20 protein-coding genes are annotated in these 19,313 nt (G+C 48.4%); 11 read left to right on the forward strand and 9 right to left on the reverse strand.

Annotation, left to right across the window (positions count from 1 at the left end; genetic code table 11):
* The first annotated feature begins 84 nt into the window (after positions 1 to 84).
* The 5 genes from IEX60_RS04775 (at position 85) to IEX60_RS04795 (ending at position 4,734) form a co-directional block, all read left to right on the forward strand.
* Positions 85 to 1,065, forward strand: a complete 981-nt coding sequence (locus IEX60_RS04775; RefSeq protein ID WP_188747989.1) for a deoxyhypusine synthase family protein — start codon at positions 85 to 87, stop codon at positions 1,063 to 1,065.
* A gap of 9 nt (positions 1,066 to 1,074) precedes the next feature.
* The gene (locus IEX60_RS04780; RefSeq protein ID WP_188747991.1) at positions 1,075 to 1,572 is read left to right on the forward strand and encodes a hypothetical protein; all 498 of its coding nucleotides are present in this window, start codon (positions 1,075 to 1,077) and stop codon (positions 1,570 to 1,572) included.
* A complete protein-coding gene (rdgB, locus tag IEX60_RS04785) occupies positions 1,569 to 2,147 on the forward strand; it encodes an RdgB/HAM1 family non-canonical purine NTP pyrophosphatase (RefSeq protein ID WP_188747994.1) in 579 nt (192 codons plus the stop codon). The genes IEX60_RS04780 and rdgB overlap by 4 nt, the downstream gene beginning before the upstream one ends.
* A gap of 188 nt (positions 2,148 to 2,335) precedes the next feature.
* A complete protein-coding gene (locus tag IEX60_RS04790) occupies positions 2,336 to 4,072 on the forward strand; it encodes a GMC family oxidoreductase (protein ID WP_188747996.1) in 1,737 nt (578 codons plus the stop codon).
* A gap of 32 nt (positions 4,073 to 4,104) precedes the next feature.
* Positions 4,105 to 4,734, forward strand: coding sequence for a gluconate 2-dehydrogenase subunit 3 family protein (locus IEX60_RS04795; protein WP_188747998.1), 630 nt, complete (start codon positions 4,105 to 4,107; stop codon positions 4,732 to 4,734).
* 1 nt (position 4,735) lies between these two features.
* Here the strand turns inward: IEX60_RS04795 and IEX60_RS04800 are convergent, their stop codons facing one another.
* Both IEX60_RS04800 and IEX60_RS04805 read right to left on the reverse strand, forming a co-directional pair.
* Complete coding sequence (locus IEX60_RS04800) at positions 4,736 to 5,083, reverse strand: four-helix bundle copper-binding protein (protein WP_188747999.1); 348 nt, start codon at positions 5,081 to 5,083, stop codon at positions 4,736 to 4,738.
* 263 nt (positions 5,084 to 5,346) lie between these two features.
* The gene (locus tag IEX60_RS04805; protein WP_188748002.1) at positions 5,347 to 5,808 is read right to left on the reverse strand and encodes a cold-shock protein; all 462 of its coding nucleotides are present in this window, start codon (positions 5,806 to 5,808) and stop codon (positions 5,347 to 5,349) included.
* A 189-nt stretch (positions 5,809 to 5,997) separates the two neighbouring features.
* Here IEX60_RS04805 and IEX60_RS04810 point away from each other — a divergent pair, with 189 nt between their 5' ends.
* Positions 5,998 to 6,729, forward strand: coding sequence for an SDR family NAD(P)-dependent oxidoreductase (locus IEX60_RS04810; protein WP_188748003.1), 732 nt, complete (start codon positions 5,998 to 6,000; stop codon positions 6,727 to 6,729).
* Positions 6,730 to 6,881: 152 nt separating this feature from the next.
* Here IEX60_RS04810 and IEX60_RS04815 read toward each other — a convergent pair whose 3' ends face one another.
* Positions 6,882 to 9,419: an OstA-like protein gene (locus tag IEX60_RS04815; protein WP_188748006.1), complete on the reverse strand. Its 2,538-nt coding sequence runs from the start codon at positions 9,417 to 9,419 to the stop codon at positions 6,882 to 6,884.
* Between the two features lie 71 nt (positions 9,420 to 9,490).
* Here IEX60_RS04815 and tilS point away from each other — a divergent pair, with 71 nt between their 5' ends.
* From tilS to IEX60_RS04840, 5 genes are all read left to right on the forward strand, one after another.
* Positions 9,491 to 10,825, forward strand: a complete 1,335-nt coding sequence (tilS, locus tag IEX60_RS04820) for a tRNA lysidine(34) synthetase TilS (protein ID WP_188748008.1) — start codon at positions 9,491 to 9,493, stop codon at positions 10,823 to 10,825.
* 4 nt (positions 10,826 to 10,829) lie between these two features.
* Entirely contained in the window at positions 10,830 to 11,333 is a 504-nt protein-coding gene (locus IEX60_RS04825; RefSeq protein ID WP_188748011.1) for a hypothetical protein, read from the forward strand.
* Positions 11,334 to 11,429: 96 nt separating this feature from the next.
* Positions 11,430 to 11,714 (forward strand): DUF4834 family protein, encoded by a 285-nt coding sequence (locus IEX60_RS04830; protein WP_188748013.1) that lies wholly within the window; start codon positions 11,430 to 11,432, stop codon positions 11,712 to 11,714.
* Between the two features lie 26 nt (positions 11,715 to 11,740).
* Positions 11,741 to 12,841 carry a DNA replication/repair protein RecF gene (gene recF / locus IEX60_RS04835; RefSeq protein WP_188748015.1) on the forward strand — a complete coding sequence of 367 codons (1,101 nt, stop codon included), beginning with the start codon at positions 11,741 to 11,743 and terminating at the stop codon, positions 12,839 to 12,841.
* 11 nt (positions 12,842 to 12,852) lie between these two features.
* Entirely contained in the window at positions 12,853 to 13,146 is a 294-nt protein-coding gene (locus tag IEX60_RS04840) for a DciA family protein (RefSeq protein ID WP_188748017.1), read from the forward strand.
* Positions 13,147 to 13,153: 7 nt separating this feature from the next.
* Here IEX60_RS04840 and IEX60_RS04845 read toward each other — a convergent pair whose 3' ends face one another.
* The 6 genes from IEX60_RS04845 to porG form a co-directional block, all read right to left on the reverse strand.
* On the reverse strand, positions 13,154 to 13,555 hold the full coding sequence (locus tag IEX60_RS04845) for a DUF1304 domain-containing protein (protein ID WP_229717422.1): 402 nt from the start codon (positions 13,553 to 13,555) through the stop codon (positions 13,154 to 13,156).
* Positions 13,556 to 13,607: 52 nt separating this feature from the next.
* Positions 13,608 to 14,171, reverse strand: coding sequence for an OmpH/Skp family outer membrane protein (locus IEX60_RS04850; protein ID WP_188748019.1), 564 nt, complete (start codon positions 14,169 to 14,171; stop codon positions 13,608 to 13,610).
* Between the two features lie 121 nt (positions 14,172 to 14,292).
* Entirely contained in the window at positions 14,293 to 14,829 is a 537-nt protein-coding gene (locus IEX60_RS04855) for an OmpH/Skp family outer membrane protein (protein WP_188748021.1), read from the reverse strand.
* Positions 14,830 to 14,896: 67 nt separating this feature from the next.
* Positions 14,897 to 17,452 carry an outer membrane protein assembly factor BamA gene (gene bamA, locus IEX60_RS04860; RefSeq protein WP_188748023.1) on the reverse strand — a complete coding sequence of 852 codons (2,556 nt, stop codon included), beginning with the start codon at positions 17,450 to 17,452 and terminating at the stop codon, positions 14,897 to 14,899.
* Between the two features lie 171 nt (positions 17,453 to 17,623).
* Complete coding sequence (gene uppS, locus IEX60_RS04865) at positions 17,624 to 18,367, reverse strand: undecaprenyl pyrophosphate synthase (RefSeq protein WP_188748026.1); 744 nt, start codon at positions 18,365 to 18,367, stop codon at positions 17,624 to 17,626.
* Positions 18,368 to 18,405: 38 nt separating this feature from the next.
* The gene (gene porG / locus IEX60_RS04870) at positions 18,406 to 19,215 is read right to left on the reverse strand and encodes a type IX secretion system protein PorG (RefSeq protein WP_188748028.1); all 810 of its coding nucleotides are present in this window, start codon (positions 19,213 to 19,215) and stop codon (positions 18,406 to 18,408) included.
* Positions 19,216 to 19,313: the final 98 nt, after the last annotated feature.

The following is a 19,313-nucleotide window of genomic DNA, read 5'->3' on the forward strand; positions in this document are numbered from 1 at the left end:
CACATACGGCGCTTGTGCAAAAGTACTTCTAACTTCCTATTTAAAACCCTACCTTTGTAGGCAAAAACCAAGTACAACAGAGCAATGAGCAAAACAAGAGGTCCAATATCTCAATTTATTGAAAGAAACTACCTGCACTTCAATGCGGCCGCATTGGTTGATGCCGCTAAGGGATACGAAGCACACCTGGATGCTGGCGGGAAAATGCTGATTTCTTTGGCGGGTGCGATGAGTACCGCTGAACTGGGGATTTCACTGGCCGAGATGATCCGTCAGGATAAAGTAGCGATCATCAGCTGCACCGGGGCGAATTTGGAGGAGGATGTGATGAACCTTGTTGCCCATTCGCATTATAAACGGGTACCTAATTACCGCGATCTCAGTCCGCAGGAAGAATGGGACCTATTGGAAAATCACTACAACCGGGTCACGGATACCTGTATCCCTGAAGAAGAAGCTTTCCGTCGCCTGCAATCACACCTTGAAAAAGTATGGCGTAATGCGGAGGAGCGCGGTGAGCGGTATTTCCCCCATGAATTTTTATATCAGGTTGTACGGTCGGGCGAACTGGAACAATATTATGAAATAGATCCCAAAAACTCGTGGATATTAGCCGCCGCAGAAAAAAACATACCGATTGTGGTGCCGGGATGGGAAGACTCTACCACCGGTAACATTTTTACATCCTATGTAATCAAAGGCGAATTGAAAGCGTCAACCGTAAAGAGCGGCATCGAATATATGGTGTACCTAACGGAATGGTATCGCGCCAATTCCGGAGGAAAAGGCGTAGGATTTTTCCAGATAGGAGGGGGGATAGCCGGCGATTTTCCGATTTGTGTAGTACCGATGATGTATCAGGACCTGGAATGGCACGACGTACCCTTTTGGGCATATTTCTGTCAGATTTCGGATTCGACAACTTCGTATGGGTCTTATTCGGGAGCCGTACCCAATGAGAAAATCACCTGGGGAAAATTGGATGTCAATACACCTAAATATATCGTTGAATCGGATGCCACCATCGTTGCACCGCTGATATTTGCCTGGGTACTGGGACAATAAGGAGAGCGCATGCGGGAATCATCCTTACATACTGTTGATCCAACGGCACTTCGTTACCTGATGACGGAAACCATTTTCGGTATAGACGAACCGATGACGGATTCATCAGATCGTCATTCGGCTGCTCCCAGTGCAGCTCCTAGCGTATCGCTTCAATTTTCTTATTACGGCGCAAATAAACGGAATTACCTGTTTTTAACGCATGAACCGCAGCATGAGTGGATGTCTGCCGCAGCCTTGGATGCATTTACCAAAACATTGGCGGCACTGAAATTGTCTATGGATGACATTGCCTTGCTAAATGTCGGAAAACTGTCCAAGATTCCGGCAAAAACAGATCTCATCACTTTTTTCAAATCGCGGATCGTGGTCGCATTGGGCGTGCCGTTGTCGTGGGATGAATCGGACGGTTTAACGATTTTCAAGACCTACTCGTTTGACGAGATGTTGGTGGATGCCGAAAAAAAACGGGTGTTTTGGACCACCATAAAGACCTTGCTGGTATGATTGAATTAGTATTTGCCACCAATAATCTTCATAAACTCGAAGAGGTACAAGCAGTCGTCGGTGATCAGTTTCGTATCCTGACATTGGCAGAGATCGGTTGTACCGATGAGATACCGGAAACGGGTAATACCTTTGAAGCCAATGCTTCGCAAAAAAGCAGTTATCTGTATGACAAATATGGATACGACTGTTTTGCAGACGATTCAGGGCTTGAGGTGCTGGCATTAGGCAATGAACCCGGTGTGTATTCGGCCCGCTATTCCGGCACGCGGGATATGCAGAAAAACATCGATCTGCTGCTACAGCGGTTAGGCAACCAATCAGATAGAAGGGCGCGGTTCCGGACGGTTATATCGTTGCGGGTCGGGAAAGCTGAACATTTTTTTGAGGGAACCGTAGAAGGTTCAATCGGATTCGAACGGCGTGGCGACGGTGGGTTCGGTTATGACCCCTTGTTTACACCTCATGGGCACAGCCGTACGTTTGCGCAAATGAGTGCCGCTGAGAAGAATACCATCAGTCACCGTGCAATTGCCGTGGCTAAACTCGCCGAATTTTTGAAAACTACCTATTAGGTTAATGACCGCATATTAGCTTGCATATCCGGCAAATTGGGCTTTTTCTTTGGGGCATTTGCATAATCGTTTTAGCCATCATTTTGCATTATTATCAAGAAAAATTATATATTTGGCCGGTGGTAGCGCTCATGAACGTGTTCATTTGCTATCAAACTAAACAGTAACTATATATAGACCATAGAAGAATGATTTCTTATCAAATCAAAGAAAACCCCGAGGTATACGATGCAGTGGTAGTGGGTTCGGGAGCTGGAGGGGGTATGGCAGGCTATGTGCTAGCCAACGCTGGGTTGAAGGTGCTGATGCTGGAGGCGGGTCCGTTTTTTGACCCGGCTAAGGATACACTGCAATTGCGTTGGCCGTGGGAGTCCCCACGGCGGGGAGCGGGTACCGTCCGTCCGTTCGGAGATTTCGACGCGGCCTACGGAGGTTGGGAACTGGATGGTGAGCCTTATACACGTGCAGCGGGTACAGAGTTCGAATGGTTTCGTGCACGGATGCTTGGCGGCCGGACAAACCACTGGGGACGTATTTCGCTCCGCATGGGCCCGGATGACTTCAAACCCACCGATGGCATAACCGACTCCTGGCCGATTATGTACGATGAAGTGAAGCCCTATTATGACCGGGTGGACCGGATGATCGGGATTTATGGCACGGTGGAGGGAATTCACAACGAACCGGACGGAATTTTCCTGAAACCACCTAAACCCAGGCTGAACGAGCTTTATATCCGTCGCGGTGCCCAGAAAGCAGGTGTACCGGTGATTGCCGGCCGTGGCTCGGTACTCACCGAAGCATTGCCGGGCGTGGAAGGCCGGGGCACGTGCTTCTACTGCGGGCAGTGCGGCAGGGCATGCCGTGTATACGGCGACTTTTCTTCTTCTTCCTGTTTGGTAATACCGGCCATGAAGACGGGTAACCTGACGGTAATTGATAACGCCATGGTACGAGAGGTGCTGACGAATGACGAGGGGCTTGCCACAGGTGTTTCGTACGTAAGCACCACGGACCTTCAGGAGCATACCGTACGGGGTAAGCTGGTTATTTTAGGCGCCAGCGCCTGCGAGAGTGCGCGGTTGCTGCTAAACTCCCGTTCAGCCGCTCACCCAGGCGGACTGGGTAACAGCAGCGGTCTGGTAGGACGGTACCTGCATGATTCCACGGGAGCCAGTGCCGGAGGTTTTCTGCCGCAATTATTGGACCGGAAACGATATAACGAAGACGGGGTAGGCAGCGTACACATTTACTCGCCCTGGTGGGGCGATAACAGTAAGCTGAACTTCCCGCGTGGTTACCACATTGAGTATGGTGGGGGTATGCACATGCCTTCTTATGGTTTTATGGATTGGGTTCCGCATGTGAATCACCTGGTGCCTACCAAAGACGGAGCGCAACGGGAACAGGGTGGCTATGGCGTGTCGCTGAAGGAAGATTACCGCAGATTTTACGGGGCGAGTGTGGGTATGGCGGGCCGGGGTACCGCGTTGGCACGTTATGACAACTATTGTGAGATCGATCCATCGCGTGTAGATAAATACGGAATACCCGTACTCAGGTTCCATTATAAATGGGCCGACGAAGAAGTTGAACAAGCCCGGCATATGCAGGAAACCTTCCGGGAAATCCTGCACGAAATGGGGGCTGTCGTGGCTTCTTCCATGCCGGGGCCGGAAACCAAGTACGGCTTGGAAGCACCGGGAAAGATCATCCACGAAGGGGGAACCACACGGATGGGCGACGATCCCAAGAAATCGGTACTGAACAAATGGAGCCAGGCGCATGACTGCCGCAATCTTTTTGTCGTAGATGCCGGTCCGTTTGTGCAGCAGGGTGACAAGAACCTGACTTGGACGATTCTGGCACTGTCAATGCGGACAGCTGACTATATCCTGGAACAACGTAATAAACTAAATATCTAACATATAAAACGGTCTTCGGACCTATATAGCTTATGAATAGAAGAGATTCGCTCAAGGCGCTGGGGCTGGCAGCTGCAGGGGGCGCCCTGCTGCTGGATGGATGCGGGCATCAAACCAAGGCGGGAAAGGAAACGGCAAAGCTTGCAGATAAACTGCCGGGCGTACAGGACTGGGAGCATGCACGGAATGGGAAACTGGCCGGTGAGAAATTCTTCACCGACCATGAGCTGACTGCCATCGGAGTACTGGCAGACATTATTATTCCTGCCGACGGTGTTTCAGGAAGTGCAACCGATGCAGGTGTCCCTGCCTTCATCGAGTTTATGGTCAAGGATATTCCGGCCTATCAAACGCCGATGCGTGGTGGACTGAAATGGCTGGACGTACAATGTCAGCGGCGCTACGGCAAGGCCTTTGCCGATTGCGGTGAATCACAACAGCTGGAACTGGTGAATGAAATCGCCTATCCGGCAAAGGCCAAGCCCGAAATGGGGCAGGGGGTCGCGTTTTTCAACCTGATGCGCAACCTGACAGCCTCGGGTTTTTTCACCAGCGAGATGGGTGTGAAAGACATCGGATACGTTGGCAACCGTCCCGGGGTATGGGACGGTGTGCCGCAGGATGTGCTTGAAGCACATGGGTTTAAAGACGCATGGGGATAAACTAAGCGGCTTCCATTTGCCTGCATGCTTCCGAGCAGCGCCTGCATGCCTCCGCACAGACGCGGCAATGAGCCATGTCATGTTTTTCGCATTCATCAGCACAATCATCGCAGATCTGAGCACATAAATCGCAAAGCTGGATTACGTAGCCGTGGTGGCCAATTCCACTGGTTTTAGCCATAAAGGAGGCGGCCATCCGGCATGCCTCTGCGCAAAAGCGGTCTAAATGGATACAGGTGACCATCGCCTTTACGTGATCTTCTCCGAGACACGCTGTTGCACAATGATCACATGCGTCTGCACAATCGTAACACGCTTCCATACATTTTCTGAATTTTTCCTGTATCATGCTTCTCTGTCTAGTAGCTCTTTCCTGCTAAAGCAACAAGCAGCCCTTGGTATTGTTTAAAAATACCGATATTTAGGTATTGCCTTTCCAAACCGGCCACGTTACCTTGCACCACACTATCATCCCAAGCGTTCTTTTTATAGAAGAGGCGTGGGCATTTGGGAGGGTCCCATGCAAGTTAAGTGTCACTGTGGTTTGCAATTGCGCAGGATATCTATGTCGTGCGCATTGCAAACTAATTAAGTACAGTTAATACAGAGGTATTACGAGAGTTTTTTTACGGAAGTAGCTTGTAGACCTTTAGGCCCTTTGGATAAGGTGAATTCCACACGGTCTTCTTCGGCAATAGGCCCGGCCAGGTCGTTGATGTGCACGAATATGCGTTCTCCGCTTTGCGCGTCAGAGATAAAGCCATATCCTTTGGAATCGTTGAAATAGGCTACGCGGCCTGTGCGTACCCCATTATCCTCTTCCGAATCTTCCAATTTCGGGGTGCTGATAATAATCTCATCGGGAGATATGGGTTTAAGTTTTTTGGGATCAGGCGGTGTGGTCGTAATATTTCCATTTTCATCTACATACGCCATCATATCATCCAGACTTTTTCCTTTGTTGGATGATGCCGCTTGACGTCTTTCTTCACGACGCTGTTCTTTTTCTTTTTGTTTCTGAAGTTTTTTCTTTACGTTTTCTTTTTTGTTGAATGTTTCCTGAGATCTTCCCATTGATGAACTTTAAATTAAACTTTGATGTTGATAACAACTAAGGAGCATATTCGATGATTTTGCTAACGAAGAAGCAGGCAAAAACGAAGGGTAAGAAAGTGCTGCCGTTATACAAAGGTAATAAATGAAAACGGGATAGCGAAATCCATCGGAATGAAACTATTATCTTTATCCCCAAAGCATAAGCACATGGGTACAACGGAGCAAAAAAAAATCATGATTATAGGGGCTACGTCCGGCATTGGGCGTGCACTGGCCCAATTACTGGTGTCGGAGGGCTATACGGTAGGTATCACGGGCCGCAGGGAAGAGCTTCTTCTGGAATTAGCCGCCACGGATCCCGATCAATATCGGTTCCGGTCATTCGATGTGACAGATACCGCGAATGTCACTATACACCTGGAAGAACTAGTACTTGCGATGGGTGGCTTAGATACCGTTGTAATCAGTGCCGGGGGCGGGGATGTCAATCGTTCGCTGGATTTTGAAGTAGAGCATCGGATGATCGCACTGAATGTAGAAGCTTTTACCTGTCTTGCCGATTGGGCATTCAACTATTTTAAACGTCAGGGGCATGGCCAATTGGCCGCTATCACTTCGGTAGCGGGCATCCGGGGAAGTAGACAGGCACCGGCATACAGTGCTACCAAAGCCTATCAGATTACCTATCTGGAGGGATTGAGGCAAAAAGCCCGCAAAGAACGGACGGGTATAGTTATTACAGACATCTGTCCCGGTTTCGTAGACACACCCGCCGCAAAGTCACCGGCCCGTTTTTGGGTCGCTCCCGTACCTAAGGCTGCAACGCAAATCTACCAAGGGCTGCGTAAACAGCGGCATATAATTTATGTAACCCGGCGCTGGCGTATGGTCGCTTGGCTTTACCGATGGCTGCCCAATTGGTTGCACGAACGGATGTAAGAGCAACCATAAAGCCATCGTACCTGCTGCGTAACCGCTGCCTGACTGCTGCGCATGACGTAACTATCGGCCTGCCATGTGCCGGCGGTCCGCTGGCTGTTTTCAGCACCCTGACTGCAGGATGATCGCACTCCGACTGCCAGCAGACTCCGCTAGGATACGGTGCCTGTTGGCCGCGGATGCCCAACGGGTGTACCAGTGGCAAAGGAAGTGCTGAAAGGTGCGGTGCATAGCCACGGCCTCCTGACGGTCAGGCTCCGCCGATCGGCCTCGGATAGTCGTTGCTGCAACAGCGGGCCAATCGAAGATGAGTAACATCCCCGGGCAACTAGCTCCGGAGATTTATTGAGCATTTTCAAGCGAAACAGATGGATACTGGAGTAATCCCGCTCGGTTTCGTTCGAAGTCGTATCAGTGGTAGGAGGATCGGGTTCTTCCTCCTGTATGGCGCGGCCGGAGGGCACATCGGTTGTATGGGTCGTATCGGCCGGAACTACCGTATCGGCATCGGCAGGTGGTCGCCGGCGTGCGAGCAGGTCTTCCTTGGATGTCGGACGGTCGCCCGGTTTCCATACAAAACCTTCCAATATTTCCTCCTCTTGGGGAACGAGATTAAGGGGATATACTTTGCCGTCAATGCCCCGGATCGGGATAAAGTGGGTAATCTGGTTGCTGTCCACCAATATCTTGATACGGCTGCTGCGGCTGTGGTACATGTCTGTATAAGCTTTTCGTTTCTCATCGACAATGTAGTAGATGCTTTCGGCATTCCCGTCGATGAACATCCGTTCCAAGGCATTGTCTGTAAAAAATCCGGTAATCCGTCTGCCCTTGATCTGGTTATATTTGGTCGAATCCAATTGGGTATTTACCATAAAGGCATTGCTTACCAGCAGCATGTTATCCAGCTGTTCGTTGCGGATCTGCATATAGATGGTATCCGCAGTCATCTGCGAACCTTGGGCCCAGATCATGGGCTTGCCAAAAAACCGCATCATCGAATCGGGATACCCATAGTACACGGAATCAGCAACTGCCTGGAGATCCGATTTGAACAACCTCACGTTGTAATAGGCTTTGATGATACGCGTTTTGGCCGTATCGCTGGCAAGCGGATCCATCGTTACCGTATCAGTGGGAGGGCGCGAAATTGCAGCGACGGCACCCGCCATCAGACTATCTGCCTCGCCACCGGTGGGTATTGAGGCTTGTGCACGCAACACACTGTCTGCGGCAAGATTGCGTGCTAACACATCGTGGGTTGCCTGAGTCTGCAACGGTACAGCTTCTACCCGTTTGATGTGTGTCTTGAGCAGTGCCGAATCGGTTTTAGGCGAAACGTTGGCTAATGCGGTGTCTACCCTCACTGCGCCGTTGTCCGGCAACGCCTTGGTGCTGTCAGGTGGAGCTTTTGAAACATTCGCCAACGAATCGGGCTGGTTTGCTACTGAGTCCTTAGGGAACTCCTCCGGGTTGTCACCGGGAGGGGCAACTATCAGGGAATCCGTGGTGTCGGCATCCATTCCCTCCATCTCATCAAAATTTTCGCCGTAATCTTCGTCTTCATATTCGTCAAGCGCCCCGCCTTCGCGGTCAAGCTCAAAGACCTTGGGTATATAGTCCTTCAGCGGAATGACCTGAGAAAATAGGGTATCGGCGGTCATATAAATGGTATCGACGGAAGGCCGGTCACCCGCGGGGTGTTTCAGGCTGTCCATGGCTGCGCTGTCCACCGCTGTGCTATCCAAGGCGGTACGCGTTAGCACGGTACTGTCTACTGCTGTACTGTCTTTCCGAACACTGTCGGCCCGTGTTACGGTCATGACCAATGGATTCCGGGTCATGGTGATGGATTCGTCGCCCCGGTGGTACAATCCCACGCCGCCATAGGCAAAGAACTGATCGGCAGTGTCAATGAATATCACATTGTCCACGGCACGTCCATTGCCGGTCTGACCGTTATAAAACAAACTGTCACCCTGTAAAAACCGGCTTCCGGAAGTATACAGGTTGTTGCGGTCAAACCATGCCTGTTCGGTTTCCGTATTATACTCACCCCGTTCTGTGTAGAGATTTTCTCCCTCATTTCCTTTGATATTGGTGGGACCGTAGAAAAAGGTGACCTTGGATACGGAATTGTACCGCATGGTATCGGTATATATTTTGACATCCGGCGTGCGAACCACTACATCATAACGGAAATAGGCGTCTTTGGAATTGTCGAAATACGTGGCGTTCCGGCTGGTAATGGTATCGGTTGTGTTCACGATCCGGCCGCCTCCCGTATAAGTTCCCACACCATTTTTCATGTTGTATGTGAGGTAATTGGTGGTCAATACCGAATTTCCGTCTACCATGCGTACGTTATTGGTAAGGGTGGCCAGCTGGGTTTCCGCTACATAGTGGAGTTTGTCTGCAAAAATGACCGTACCATTGGGTTGGGTGATGATGACCTTTCCAAATGCATCGAAGTATTGCTTTTCTTCGTCGTCGCTGTATACGTAGCCGCTATCTGCCGATAATGTGGAGCCATGGTGTTCGTATACCGGGCGGTAATTCATCATGTTGCCGGTGGACGCACTGAGACGGCTGTGTGAGGAAGAGATAAGCCTCAATTCGTCCCGCTGCTGCGCATGCAGGAAGGAGGAAACCAACATCGAAAGGCATATGAGCAGCAGGCTTTTCTTCACGGGAGCAAACTTAGATAAAATGCGCCTTATATGGATGATTTTTTTGTTGGATAACCTGTACCTTTGGCCCTATGAGCGTACCGGAGCGATTTATCCAATATCTCCAAGAGCAAGCACTGTGCCAGCCGCATGACCGTATCTTAATAGCGGTGAGTGGAGGCAAAGATTCGGTGATGATGGCCCGGCTGTTTGTCGAGTCGGGATATGCCGTGGGGTTTGCGCATTGCAACTTTCAGCTAAGGGGGAAGGAATCCGATGCGGATGAGGCGTTGGTATATGAACTTGCAAAGACATTGAATGTGCCCTTCTATGTAACCCGTTTCGATACAGCATCGTATGCACGTAAACACGGTATTTCCATTCAAATGGCAGCGCGTGATTTGCGCTATGCTTGGTTTGAAACCATCCGGGTATCGCAAGGCTACAAATACATTGCGGTAGCCCAACATCGCAACGATCATGTGGAAACCTTATTGCTTAACCTGGTGCGCGGGACAGGGTTGGCCGGCCTATGCGGTATACAGCCCAAGCGTGGCCACATTATCCGCCCGATGCTTTTTCTCAACGCAGATGAAATCGCAGCATACGTAAAGGAGAATAAACTGGAATACCGGGACGATTTATCCAACTTCTCCACCAAATACGCCCGCAATAAAATCCGTATGGAGGTTATCCCCCGGTTAAAGGAACTCAATCCAGACCTGGAAGTAACCTTGGCGAAAAGTATGGCCCATTTTGCGGATGCCTACACCGTATTACAGCACCACGTGAAACAATTGCGCAAACAGCTTTTTGCCGAATATAAGGAGGGAGAATGGCGCATGAGTAAACGTGCATTGGCAACCCTGGAACCACAGCAGTTCCTGATGTACGAGTTATTTAAGCCCTTTGGCTTTACGGATGCCGTAATGAGCGACTTAGCCGGTACATTAATGGGGACGGGGATATCAGGTAAACAGTTTGCCTCGTCATCCTATGTGCTGTATGTAGACCGCGAAGAGGTAATCCTTACCCCAAAAAAGGCAATACATGAACCGATTGCTGCCCTTGAGCGGCCGGGAGCAGCGGTAAAATGGGGGACATGCCGTTTCGAATCTCATGTATCGGAAGACAAGCGTATCCAAGCGGAAATGCACATCGCGCAATTTGATGCGGATAAAATCGTATTTCCACTGTCTATCCGGTCCTGGCAAGAGGGGGATGCATTTCGGCCCTTGGGGATGAAGGGACATAAGAAATTGAGCGATCTATTTGTATCGTTGAAAATTCCAGTACACCGCAAGCATACAGTGCCTGTAGTGACCAACGGCAATGGCGATATCCTGTGGGTGGTTCCCTATCGGATGGACGATCGTTATAAAATTACGGGCAAAACCAAAAAAGTGCTTACATTAGCATGTTTTTAAACCCATGGGAGAAAAACCGATATACATCGAAAATCAATATTTGGGCCGTGACCGTGGTTGGGTGAGTGTGCGGCTGGTACTGGCTTTGTTTTGTTTTATCGCATACTACATCAACATCGAACGGGAAAGCGAAAGCCAATTGTTCCTATTGGTGGGAAGTGCGATCATATTTGTGTCCATTGTGATGATGTATATGCTTCAATACCGCATTACGGTAGAACAGGGGAGTGTAAAACTCAGCGGTTTATGGACTACCCGCCTGGTCAAAATTGACCTGAATAGCATTGTGAAAATTGAGCGTAAACCCTACAGTAAGTTCTTTATCAACAATCCGGTATATAACCTGCATCAAAAGGGGCGGATTAAGTTTTATGCGGGAGGGAAAGACGCCGTGTGGTTGACCGACCGGGACGGGCTGGTGTACATCATCGGTACGCAGCGGCAGGTGGAACTTGAGCAGGCCATTCTCAAAGCGAAAAACAAATCGGGGAAGGACGCGGCTCAATAAATACGGTGGGTTTTTGTCAATGGATCGTTAAAAAGTTCGTAAAAAAACAAATACAGTAAATAAATCTTATCCTTTTTTACGTATGTTTGTGTACGTATGGGGTTACTGAAATTTTTATTCATAGCAATCGCCGTTTTATGGTTGGTACGTATTGTGTTCCGGCTGATCTTCCCTTGGGCAATGCGTAAGATGGCTCAGAAGGTAATGGACAATGCGCAGCAGCCGTACCAACAACGGAATGCGCCCTATCGTAACCATGGTACCCGTCAGCCCGACGGCAAGATACGTATCGACTATGTGCCGCCCCAAAACCAATCAAAGGGAGCAAAAAAGGCAGGGGAATTTGTGGAATTTGAAGAAATCAAGCCGTCTGCGGAATAGCCATCAAAAACCTTACCTTTGCAGGTATGTGGCTGAAAAAATTGTCTGTCCTTAATTTCAAAAACTATACGGAGGCCACGCTCCAATTTACCCGCGAAGTAAATGCCTTTACAGGCGCCAATGGAGCCGGGAAAACCAATCTGCTGGATGCCATCCATTACCTTTCACTTTGTAAAAGTTATTTCAATCCTGTAGATTCCCAGCAAATCAAACAGGGAGAAGACTGGTTTATGGTGCAGGGGGAGTTTGATAAGGATGGACAGCTGGATTTGGTAGCCTGCAGTCTGAAACGAAATCAAAAAAAGCAATTCAAAAAGAATAAGAAGGAATATACCCGCCTGGCGGACCACATCGGCCAGTTTCCGTTGGTCATGATTTCTCCAAACGATTCGGCGATTGTAACCGAGGGGAGCGAGGAGCGCCGCCGCTTTGTCGATAATGTGATTTCACAGACCGACCTCCCTTATCTTGATCGGCTAATTGCTTATAACCGTTGCCTTATGCAGCGCAACAGCCTGCTAAAGCAGGCCTCCCGGGGTGGAGTATTGGATAAAGGTCTGTTGGATGTCCTGGATGCGCAGCTGGTCGAATTGGGGCTGCCGATTTTTGAGAAACGACGTGCATTTATGGATGAGTTTATCCCGGAGTTTAACAGGCACTACGGCTTTCTGACGGAAACAGCTGAAAGTGTCTCTTTGACTTACGAATCCCAATTGATGGGCGGTAATTTTGCAGAGCTATTGAAACAACACCTGGATCGGGACAGGGCGTTGGAGCGTACAACCGTAGGTATTCATAAGGATGATCTGCAATTTACCATCCACGTGGATATGCCGCTCAAGAAATTCGGTTCCCAAGGACAGCAGAAATCTTTCCTGATTGCATTGAAACTGGCACAGTATAGTTTTTTATATAGACAGAAAGGCTTCAAGCCCTTGTTATTGCTGGATGACATCTTTGATAAATTGGATGATCACCGCACCCGCAAGCTTATGCAAATGGTGTCTGCCGATGATTTCGGACAAATATTTCTCACCGATACGGATGCGGTCCGTATAAACCGTATCTTTGAAGAAATAAACCGAAAGGTGCGGGTTTATGAAATCAGTCACGGCACCGTACAGTAATTCGAAAGGATATGAGTGGCAGAGGTGACGATATAACCATCAAAGAGGCAATTGAAAAGATGCTTGATGTGTACAAATTGCGGCGCAGGTTTGACGAGACTGCGTTGATAGCTGCTTGGCCGCAATTGATGGGCAATGCCATTGCTAACCGTACCAAACAGCTCTACATCCGTGATCGGAAGTTGTTTGTTAAGGTAGAATCATCCGTCATCAAGCATGAACTTTTGCTGATGCGCTCCCAGATTATTGGGCGTATGAATGAGCACGTGGGGCAGGTAGTGATCGAAGATTTGGTGATACTTTAAGTAGTGCTTAGAGCAACCATAACGCCGTTAGTGCAGCAATAGCGGGCAATCCTTGGATAATGAGTATTTTTCGGCTTGCGGAGATCGCGCCATAAACTGCTGCGATAATGACGCACGACAGAAAAAAAGCAGCGATGTATTGACTCCATATCGCATCGTTAATCAGTAATGACCAAATTAAACCTGCAGCAAGAAAGCCGTTGTAGAGCCCCTGGTTAGCAGCCAATTTCTTCGTTGGTGTAAAAAGATGATCCGGTAAGCTGCCGCCAAAAGCTTTTTTTCCGGCGGTTTCCCAAGCGAACATTTCTATCCAAAGAATGTACAAGTGCTCAACAGCAACTAGCAAAATGAGTATACTTTTTAGAAGTTCCACAATGTCAAAGATCAAAGATAAAAAAAGTCGTCTCATTATTTTGAGACGACCTCATTCGCTATATTTTTATATTTTTTCTGTTAGCCTGTTACTTCGATGGAGTAGCTGCCGGCGTTGTGGAAGTGATGCCCAATTTGGTCTTTACATCCGTAGTCAGATCATCGCCTCCCGCAAAATAAGGAATAGCCGAGTTGGCGATATCAAATACGTATGCGTATCCCTTTTCTTTTGCAACACTTTGAACGGCTGTATTTGCTTTTTGGAAGATAGGTGCAAATAATTCTTCTTGCTTCTTCTGTAAGTCCTCTTGAGCAAGTTGCTGTACTTCTTGAATGCGTCGCGCAATTTCCTGCAATTCTGTGCCTATTTGTTGCAGTTTGTTATCTATCGAGTCTTTATTCGCTTCGCTCCGGTTACGTTGCAGGGTTTGGGCTTCTGTGAGCTTTTTATCATGCTCCGTTCCCATTTGCTGTAATTCGCCTTCTTTGGCCTTTTGGAGATTTTCAAATTCCGTTTGAGCGGTTTTGAATTCAGGCATCGATTGAATAATGTCATTGGAATTGACATGCCCGATTTTCTGCTGCGCACTAACGAGTCCGGTTGATAAAAACAGCACCGCAACGATCCCTACACCTTTTAACAAATTTTTCATGCTATTCATTTTGATTTTTACATTGTTGTGGGGCCTGTTTTCCGAGCCCTGCTTTGTGAATTATACAGTTTTTATTTGTAAGTTACTAATTTTCTTAAACAGCGCAATGATACGAAATGAATCATTTTTCTGCAAGTGAAGGATCGGGTTTATATCCTAAGCGCGTAATAACATCATTGCTTTTATCCAACTTGGGATTGGCGTAAAGAAAAGTAACTTCGCTGCCTTTGTCAAGTACAATATCCAAACTCTGGTCGGTTGCGATAGCTTGTATGGCCTGGGCTACCCGGTCCTGTATGGGTTGGATCAGTTTTACTCGCTCCTCGAAAAGGTCTCCTTCGAAACCGAATTTCTGACGTTGAAACTCCTTGGCTTCTCGCTCTTTGAGCACAATTTCGTCTTCTCTTTTCCGGCGCATTTCCTCGCTGAGCAATACCTGGTCTTCCTGGTAAGCTTTGTAAAGCTTTTCGATGTCGGCAAACCGGTTATCTACTTCTTCCTGCCATTGGACAGATAGTGCATCCAATTGTTTTTGGGCGGCGAGGTATTCGGGTATATGTTTGAGAATGTACTCGGTATCTACGTAGGCAAACCGTTGGGCAAATGTCGCCGATGATGCCATCACGGTCAATGCTATTACACCTATTATTTTTTTCATGCTCATTTTAGTACATATTTTGATTTCTGGAATATCGCTGCAAAAGTAATTCCATTTTTTTATTTAATTAGTTAAATCCTCCCATCTGCTGCATGATACTGAATGTGAAATTCTGCCGCCATTGACCGGCATCTACACCCGGTATCGGATCAAACGCATGGCCGTAATCGATACCCAGCAAACCGAAGATAGGCAGGAAGATGCGGGCGCCTACACCTACTGAACGGCGAACTTTGAACGGATTGAAATCGCGGAAGTTGTTCCACGTATTTCCGCCCTCCGCAAAAGCCAGTACGAATACGGTAGCTTGGTCATTCAGCATAACCGGGTGGCGCAGTTCCAATTGGTACTTATTGTAGATGGGACTCCCTGAATTGCGGGCAATGTTTACATCCGCACCGTCAGGAATAACCATGCCATTGGCATAGCCCCGCATTGCGATAATTTCAGAACCCTGAAGGAAGTCAAATCCCATCATACCGTCTCCACCCAGTTTGAAACGCTCAAAAGCCGATTGGCCGGTAACACTGTTGTAGGTACCCAGGAATCCGAATTGGGCCTGCGCTTTCAGCACTAATTTACCGGTAATCCGCGTGTACCACTGGGAATCAAATTTCCATTTGTGGTATTCCGTCCACTTGTAACGCTCTTCGTTGGGCGCTGTGGGATAGTTGACGTTATTAAACGACGAATAGGGGGGAGTCACCTGGATGGTTAACCGTAGGTGCGATCCCGACGTTGGATAGATCGGAGCATCGACCGAGTTACGGCTGATTTCCTGGGTGAGGTTAATGTTATAGGATGTTCCGTTTTCAAACAGGAACCCGGGATAATTCTGTAACTTGTATTGCTGGAATCCCACCGAGTAGTTCAGTTGGAAATAGTTGTCGGGCCATTGCAGGCGCTTACCCAAGCTGACGGTCACCCCGTTCATCCAGATGCGGTTCAGGTCTTTGTCCGCTGCAATCTGCCGTCCGGTCCAGTAATCGAATCCGCCGAACGAGGAAGACGATGTATACGCACTGACCCCGAAATAAATGGGCTTTTTGCCTCCCAACCAGGGTTCCGAGAAGGAGAAACTATACGACTGGTAGCGCTTGCCACTGGTTTGTCCACGTAGACTTAGTTTCTGTCCGTCGCCCCGTGGAAGTGGCTTCCAGGCAGTCTTGTCAAAAAAGTTCCGGGTTGAAAAATTGTTGAATGAAAGTCCCAGTGTGCCGATCACCTGACCGGCGCCGAATCCGCCGGACAGTTCTACCTGATCCGAGGGTTTTTCCACCACGGTGTACTCAATGTCAACCGTTCCGTCCGAATGGTTCAGATTTGTCGGTACCGGATTGGTTTTCTGCTCGTCAAAATTGCCGAGTTGTGCAATTTCACGTGTGCTCCGCATTAATAGCTCTTTTGAGAACTTCTGCCCCGGTTTGGTGTAAATGGAACGGAGCAGCACCCGGTCATTGGTTACGTCGTTGCCCTTCAGGATGATGTTGTTTATTGTGAACTGGGCACCTTCATAGATGCGCAGATCCAAATCGATGGTGTCGTTATAGATTTTGGTCTGTACCGGGTCTACGGTAAAGGTCAGGTATCCATCGTTCAGATACAGTGAAGAAACGTCATCGCTGTTGCGGGTTGGTCCCATGAGTTTAGTAGTCAGTTTTTCTTCACTGAATACTTCACCTTTTTGGATGCCGAGGATAACATTTAGCAACGAGTCAGAATATTTGGCATTTCCCTGCCAAGTAATGTTCCCGAAATAATATTTGGAGCCTTCGTATAAGTCAATATCCACAATGACGTTGCGGTTGTTGTACTTGTAGAACGTATCCCGTAGGATTTCTGCATCCCGGTAGCCGCGTTCGTGCATTTTGGCGATGAGCTTTTCCTTGGCTTCTTTGTATTTATCCTGCTTAAATTTGCCGGGCCCGGTAATCCGCCACCACGTACGTTGACGTACACCCTTGAAAAATTTACGGAGTTGATGTTGCGAAAAATCTTCATTGCCGGTAAAGTTGATCCGGTGTGCGCGCACCTTCCGGTTCTTGTCTACATTGACCACCAGAATCTGGTTGTTTACCTGGGCGGAATCCTTTACCGGAGCCATGGTGATTTCGGGATACAGGTATCCTTTTTCACTTAAATAGCGGGTGATGGTATTCCGGGTGGTATTCATCAGATTTTCATTGACGATTTTTCCGGTATTTTCGTTGAGTTTTTTGCGTACTTCCTCGGTTTGGGTCTTGTTAAGACCTTCAATGTCAATCCGGGTAAGGCGTGGGCGTTCCACTACGTGGATGTTGAAGAAGATGGAATCTCCTTTTATGGCATCGGCATAGAGCTCTACTTCATCAAACAAGCCTTGGGACATCAGGTTTTTTACCACGTTGGAGGTAGCATCGCTCGGCACTTCAATTCGTGACCCCACAACCAGTTTGGAAATGGTGATGAGCACATCATTATCGAGGTATTCCGTGCCGCTTACCGTTATCCCGCCAATGATATAATTCTGCGGATTGAGGTAGCTGAATTCATCCGAATCATCCACAGGTCTACCGCGTTGTTGGGCTAGGGTGGTCTCTGCTGCCAATATGGTAATGAGTACAAAAAAGAGTATTCGCTTCATCTATCTAATTTATTGCCGCTAAAGTACGTCAAACAGTTGTTAATTTTTGTTAAAAGGTTTTTTTTTGAGCTATTCTGTGTTGGCTATCAGTTATCAAACCATCGGCTATCGGCTTTCAGCAATTCGGCTCCCCGGCACCGGCCCCCCACCACTGACCACCGGCCCCCACCACTACCTCACTACTTGTTCACTTGTTAATCCGAAGCGGCGTTCGCGCCGTTGGTAGGCAAGGATAGCCTCAAATAAGTCGGTTCTTCTGAATTCCGGCCACATTTTTTCCGTGAAATATAACTCGGCATAAGCCAGCTGCCACAATAGGTAATTGCTGATTCGTTGTTCGCCACTGGTGCGGATCATCAGTTCCGGATCAGGTATATCATGCGTTTCAAGCGATTGGGCAAAACGGTTTTCATCGATCTCATCGGGATGGAGGCGGCCTTGCTGGACTTCTATCGCTAGTTTGCGGGCGGCTTGGACGATTTCCCAACGGGCACTGTAACTCAACGCAAGTGTCAAGGTACATTGCTGGTTCTCAGCCGTCTTTTTGATGGCTTCAGACAGTTGTTTGTGGCATCTGGAAGGCAATTTACCAAGGTCGCCGATGGCATTCAACCGTACGCCGTTGTCCATGAGTGTTTTTGTTTCCTTGTTGATGGTGTTGACCAATAACTCCATCAAGGCAGAAACCTCCAGCTTTGGGCGGTTCCAGTTTTCTGTGGAAAAAGCATAGAGTGTTAGGTATTTAACACCGATTTCAACGGCTCCTTCCACGGTATCCCGAACGGCAGTTACCCCGTTTTTGTGGCCAAATACACGTAACTTACCCTGCTCTTTGGCCCATCGCCCGTTGCCATCCATGATAACAGCGATGTGTTGGGGTAACCGGGCCCTGTCTATAATTTCTTTACTATCCATTCAATAATTCAGGGCAAAGTTAAGATTTTTTTGAGGACTTACTGCCATTCCGGACATCCTCCTTTGAAGATTGTGTAGGAGAGGGTAATACCAATGGTCATGAACGAATCATACGGACGGCCGTCGCCGCGTTGGCTTCCCGGCTGGGCATTGGGAGAATTACCGTAAGCAAGGGCTCGCCAAATCCCTGGGTCGATTTTTTTTGGGGGAAAGGTTCCATAATTGCCACTGACATCATCTAGGTAATCGGTCAAAGTCAGCCGATATCCAAGTTCAATTCCCACGGACCACGAACCCCTCAGGTTGTATTTGAATCCAGCACCAAAAGGGATGGACACAGCATATCGGCCGTAAGGTGTGCTGTTATACAATCTATCGTATTCCGTTTGCCAATCCCTTAATATAGCGGTATGAATCGCTCCCGATTGATCGGATACATATCGTTTCGGGTTAAACCGCACGCCCCCAATCCCTGCAAAAATATACGGCGTGTAAACAATCCTACCCCGTTGGGGCAGCCATTTAAAGAAATTGAAATCTACCAGCAGCGCCGCTTCTTTCACTGCACCGAAAAAGCCGAGATTACGATTACGCCGTTGTTCGAAGCGGGAATAACCGTCGTATGCAAACACATTCGCGTAAGCAAAATTGCCCCGTAGGCCCCAGGTATGGTCGAGGTTGTATTTAACGGACGCTGCTGCCGACCAATCGTTGAACGCCAATGGATTTTCGGGATTGAGATCGCCCATGTAACCCGAGCTGCCTCCCTGTAAACCGAATTCCCATTCCTGCGCGCAGGCATTCATAAATTGGAAAGCGATGAATAACGTCAATAGTCCTCGAAGCACGCTATGGTCGTCTAAATTATAAGGGGATAAAGATAGCTATTTTCGTTCACGTGTAAAGGGCTCCGTGTAAATCCGCCAAACCTGCGTTATCCGTGTTC

The sequence above is a fragment of the Parapedobacter defluvii genome (assembly GCF_014642075.1).
Taxonomy (GTDB): domain Bacteria; phylum Bacteroidota; class Bacteroidia; order Sphingobacteriales; family Sphingobacteriaceae; genus Parapedobacter; species Parapedobacter defluvii.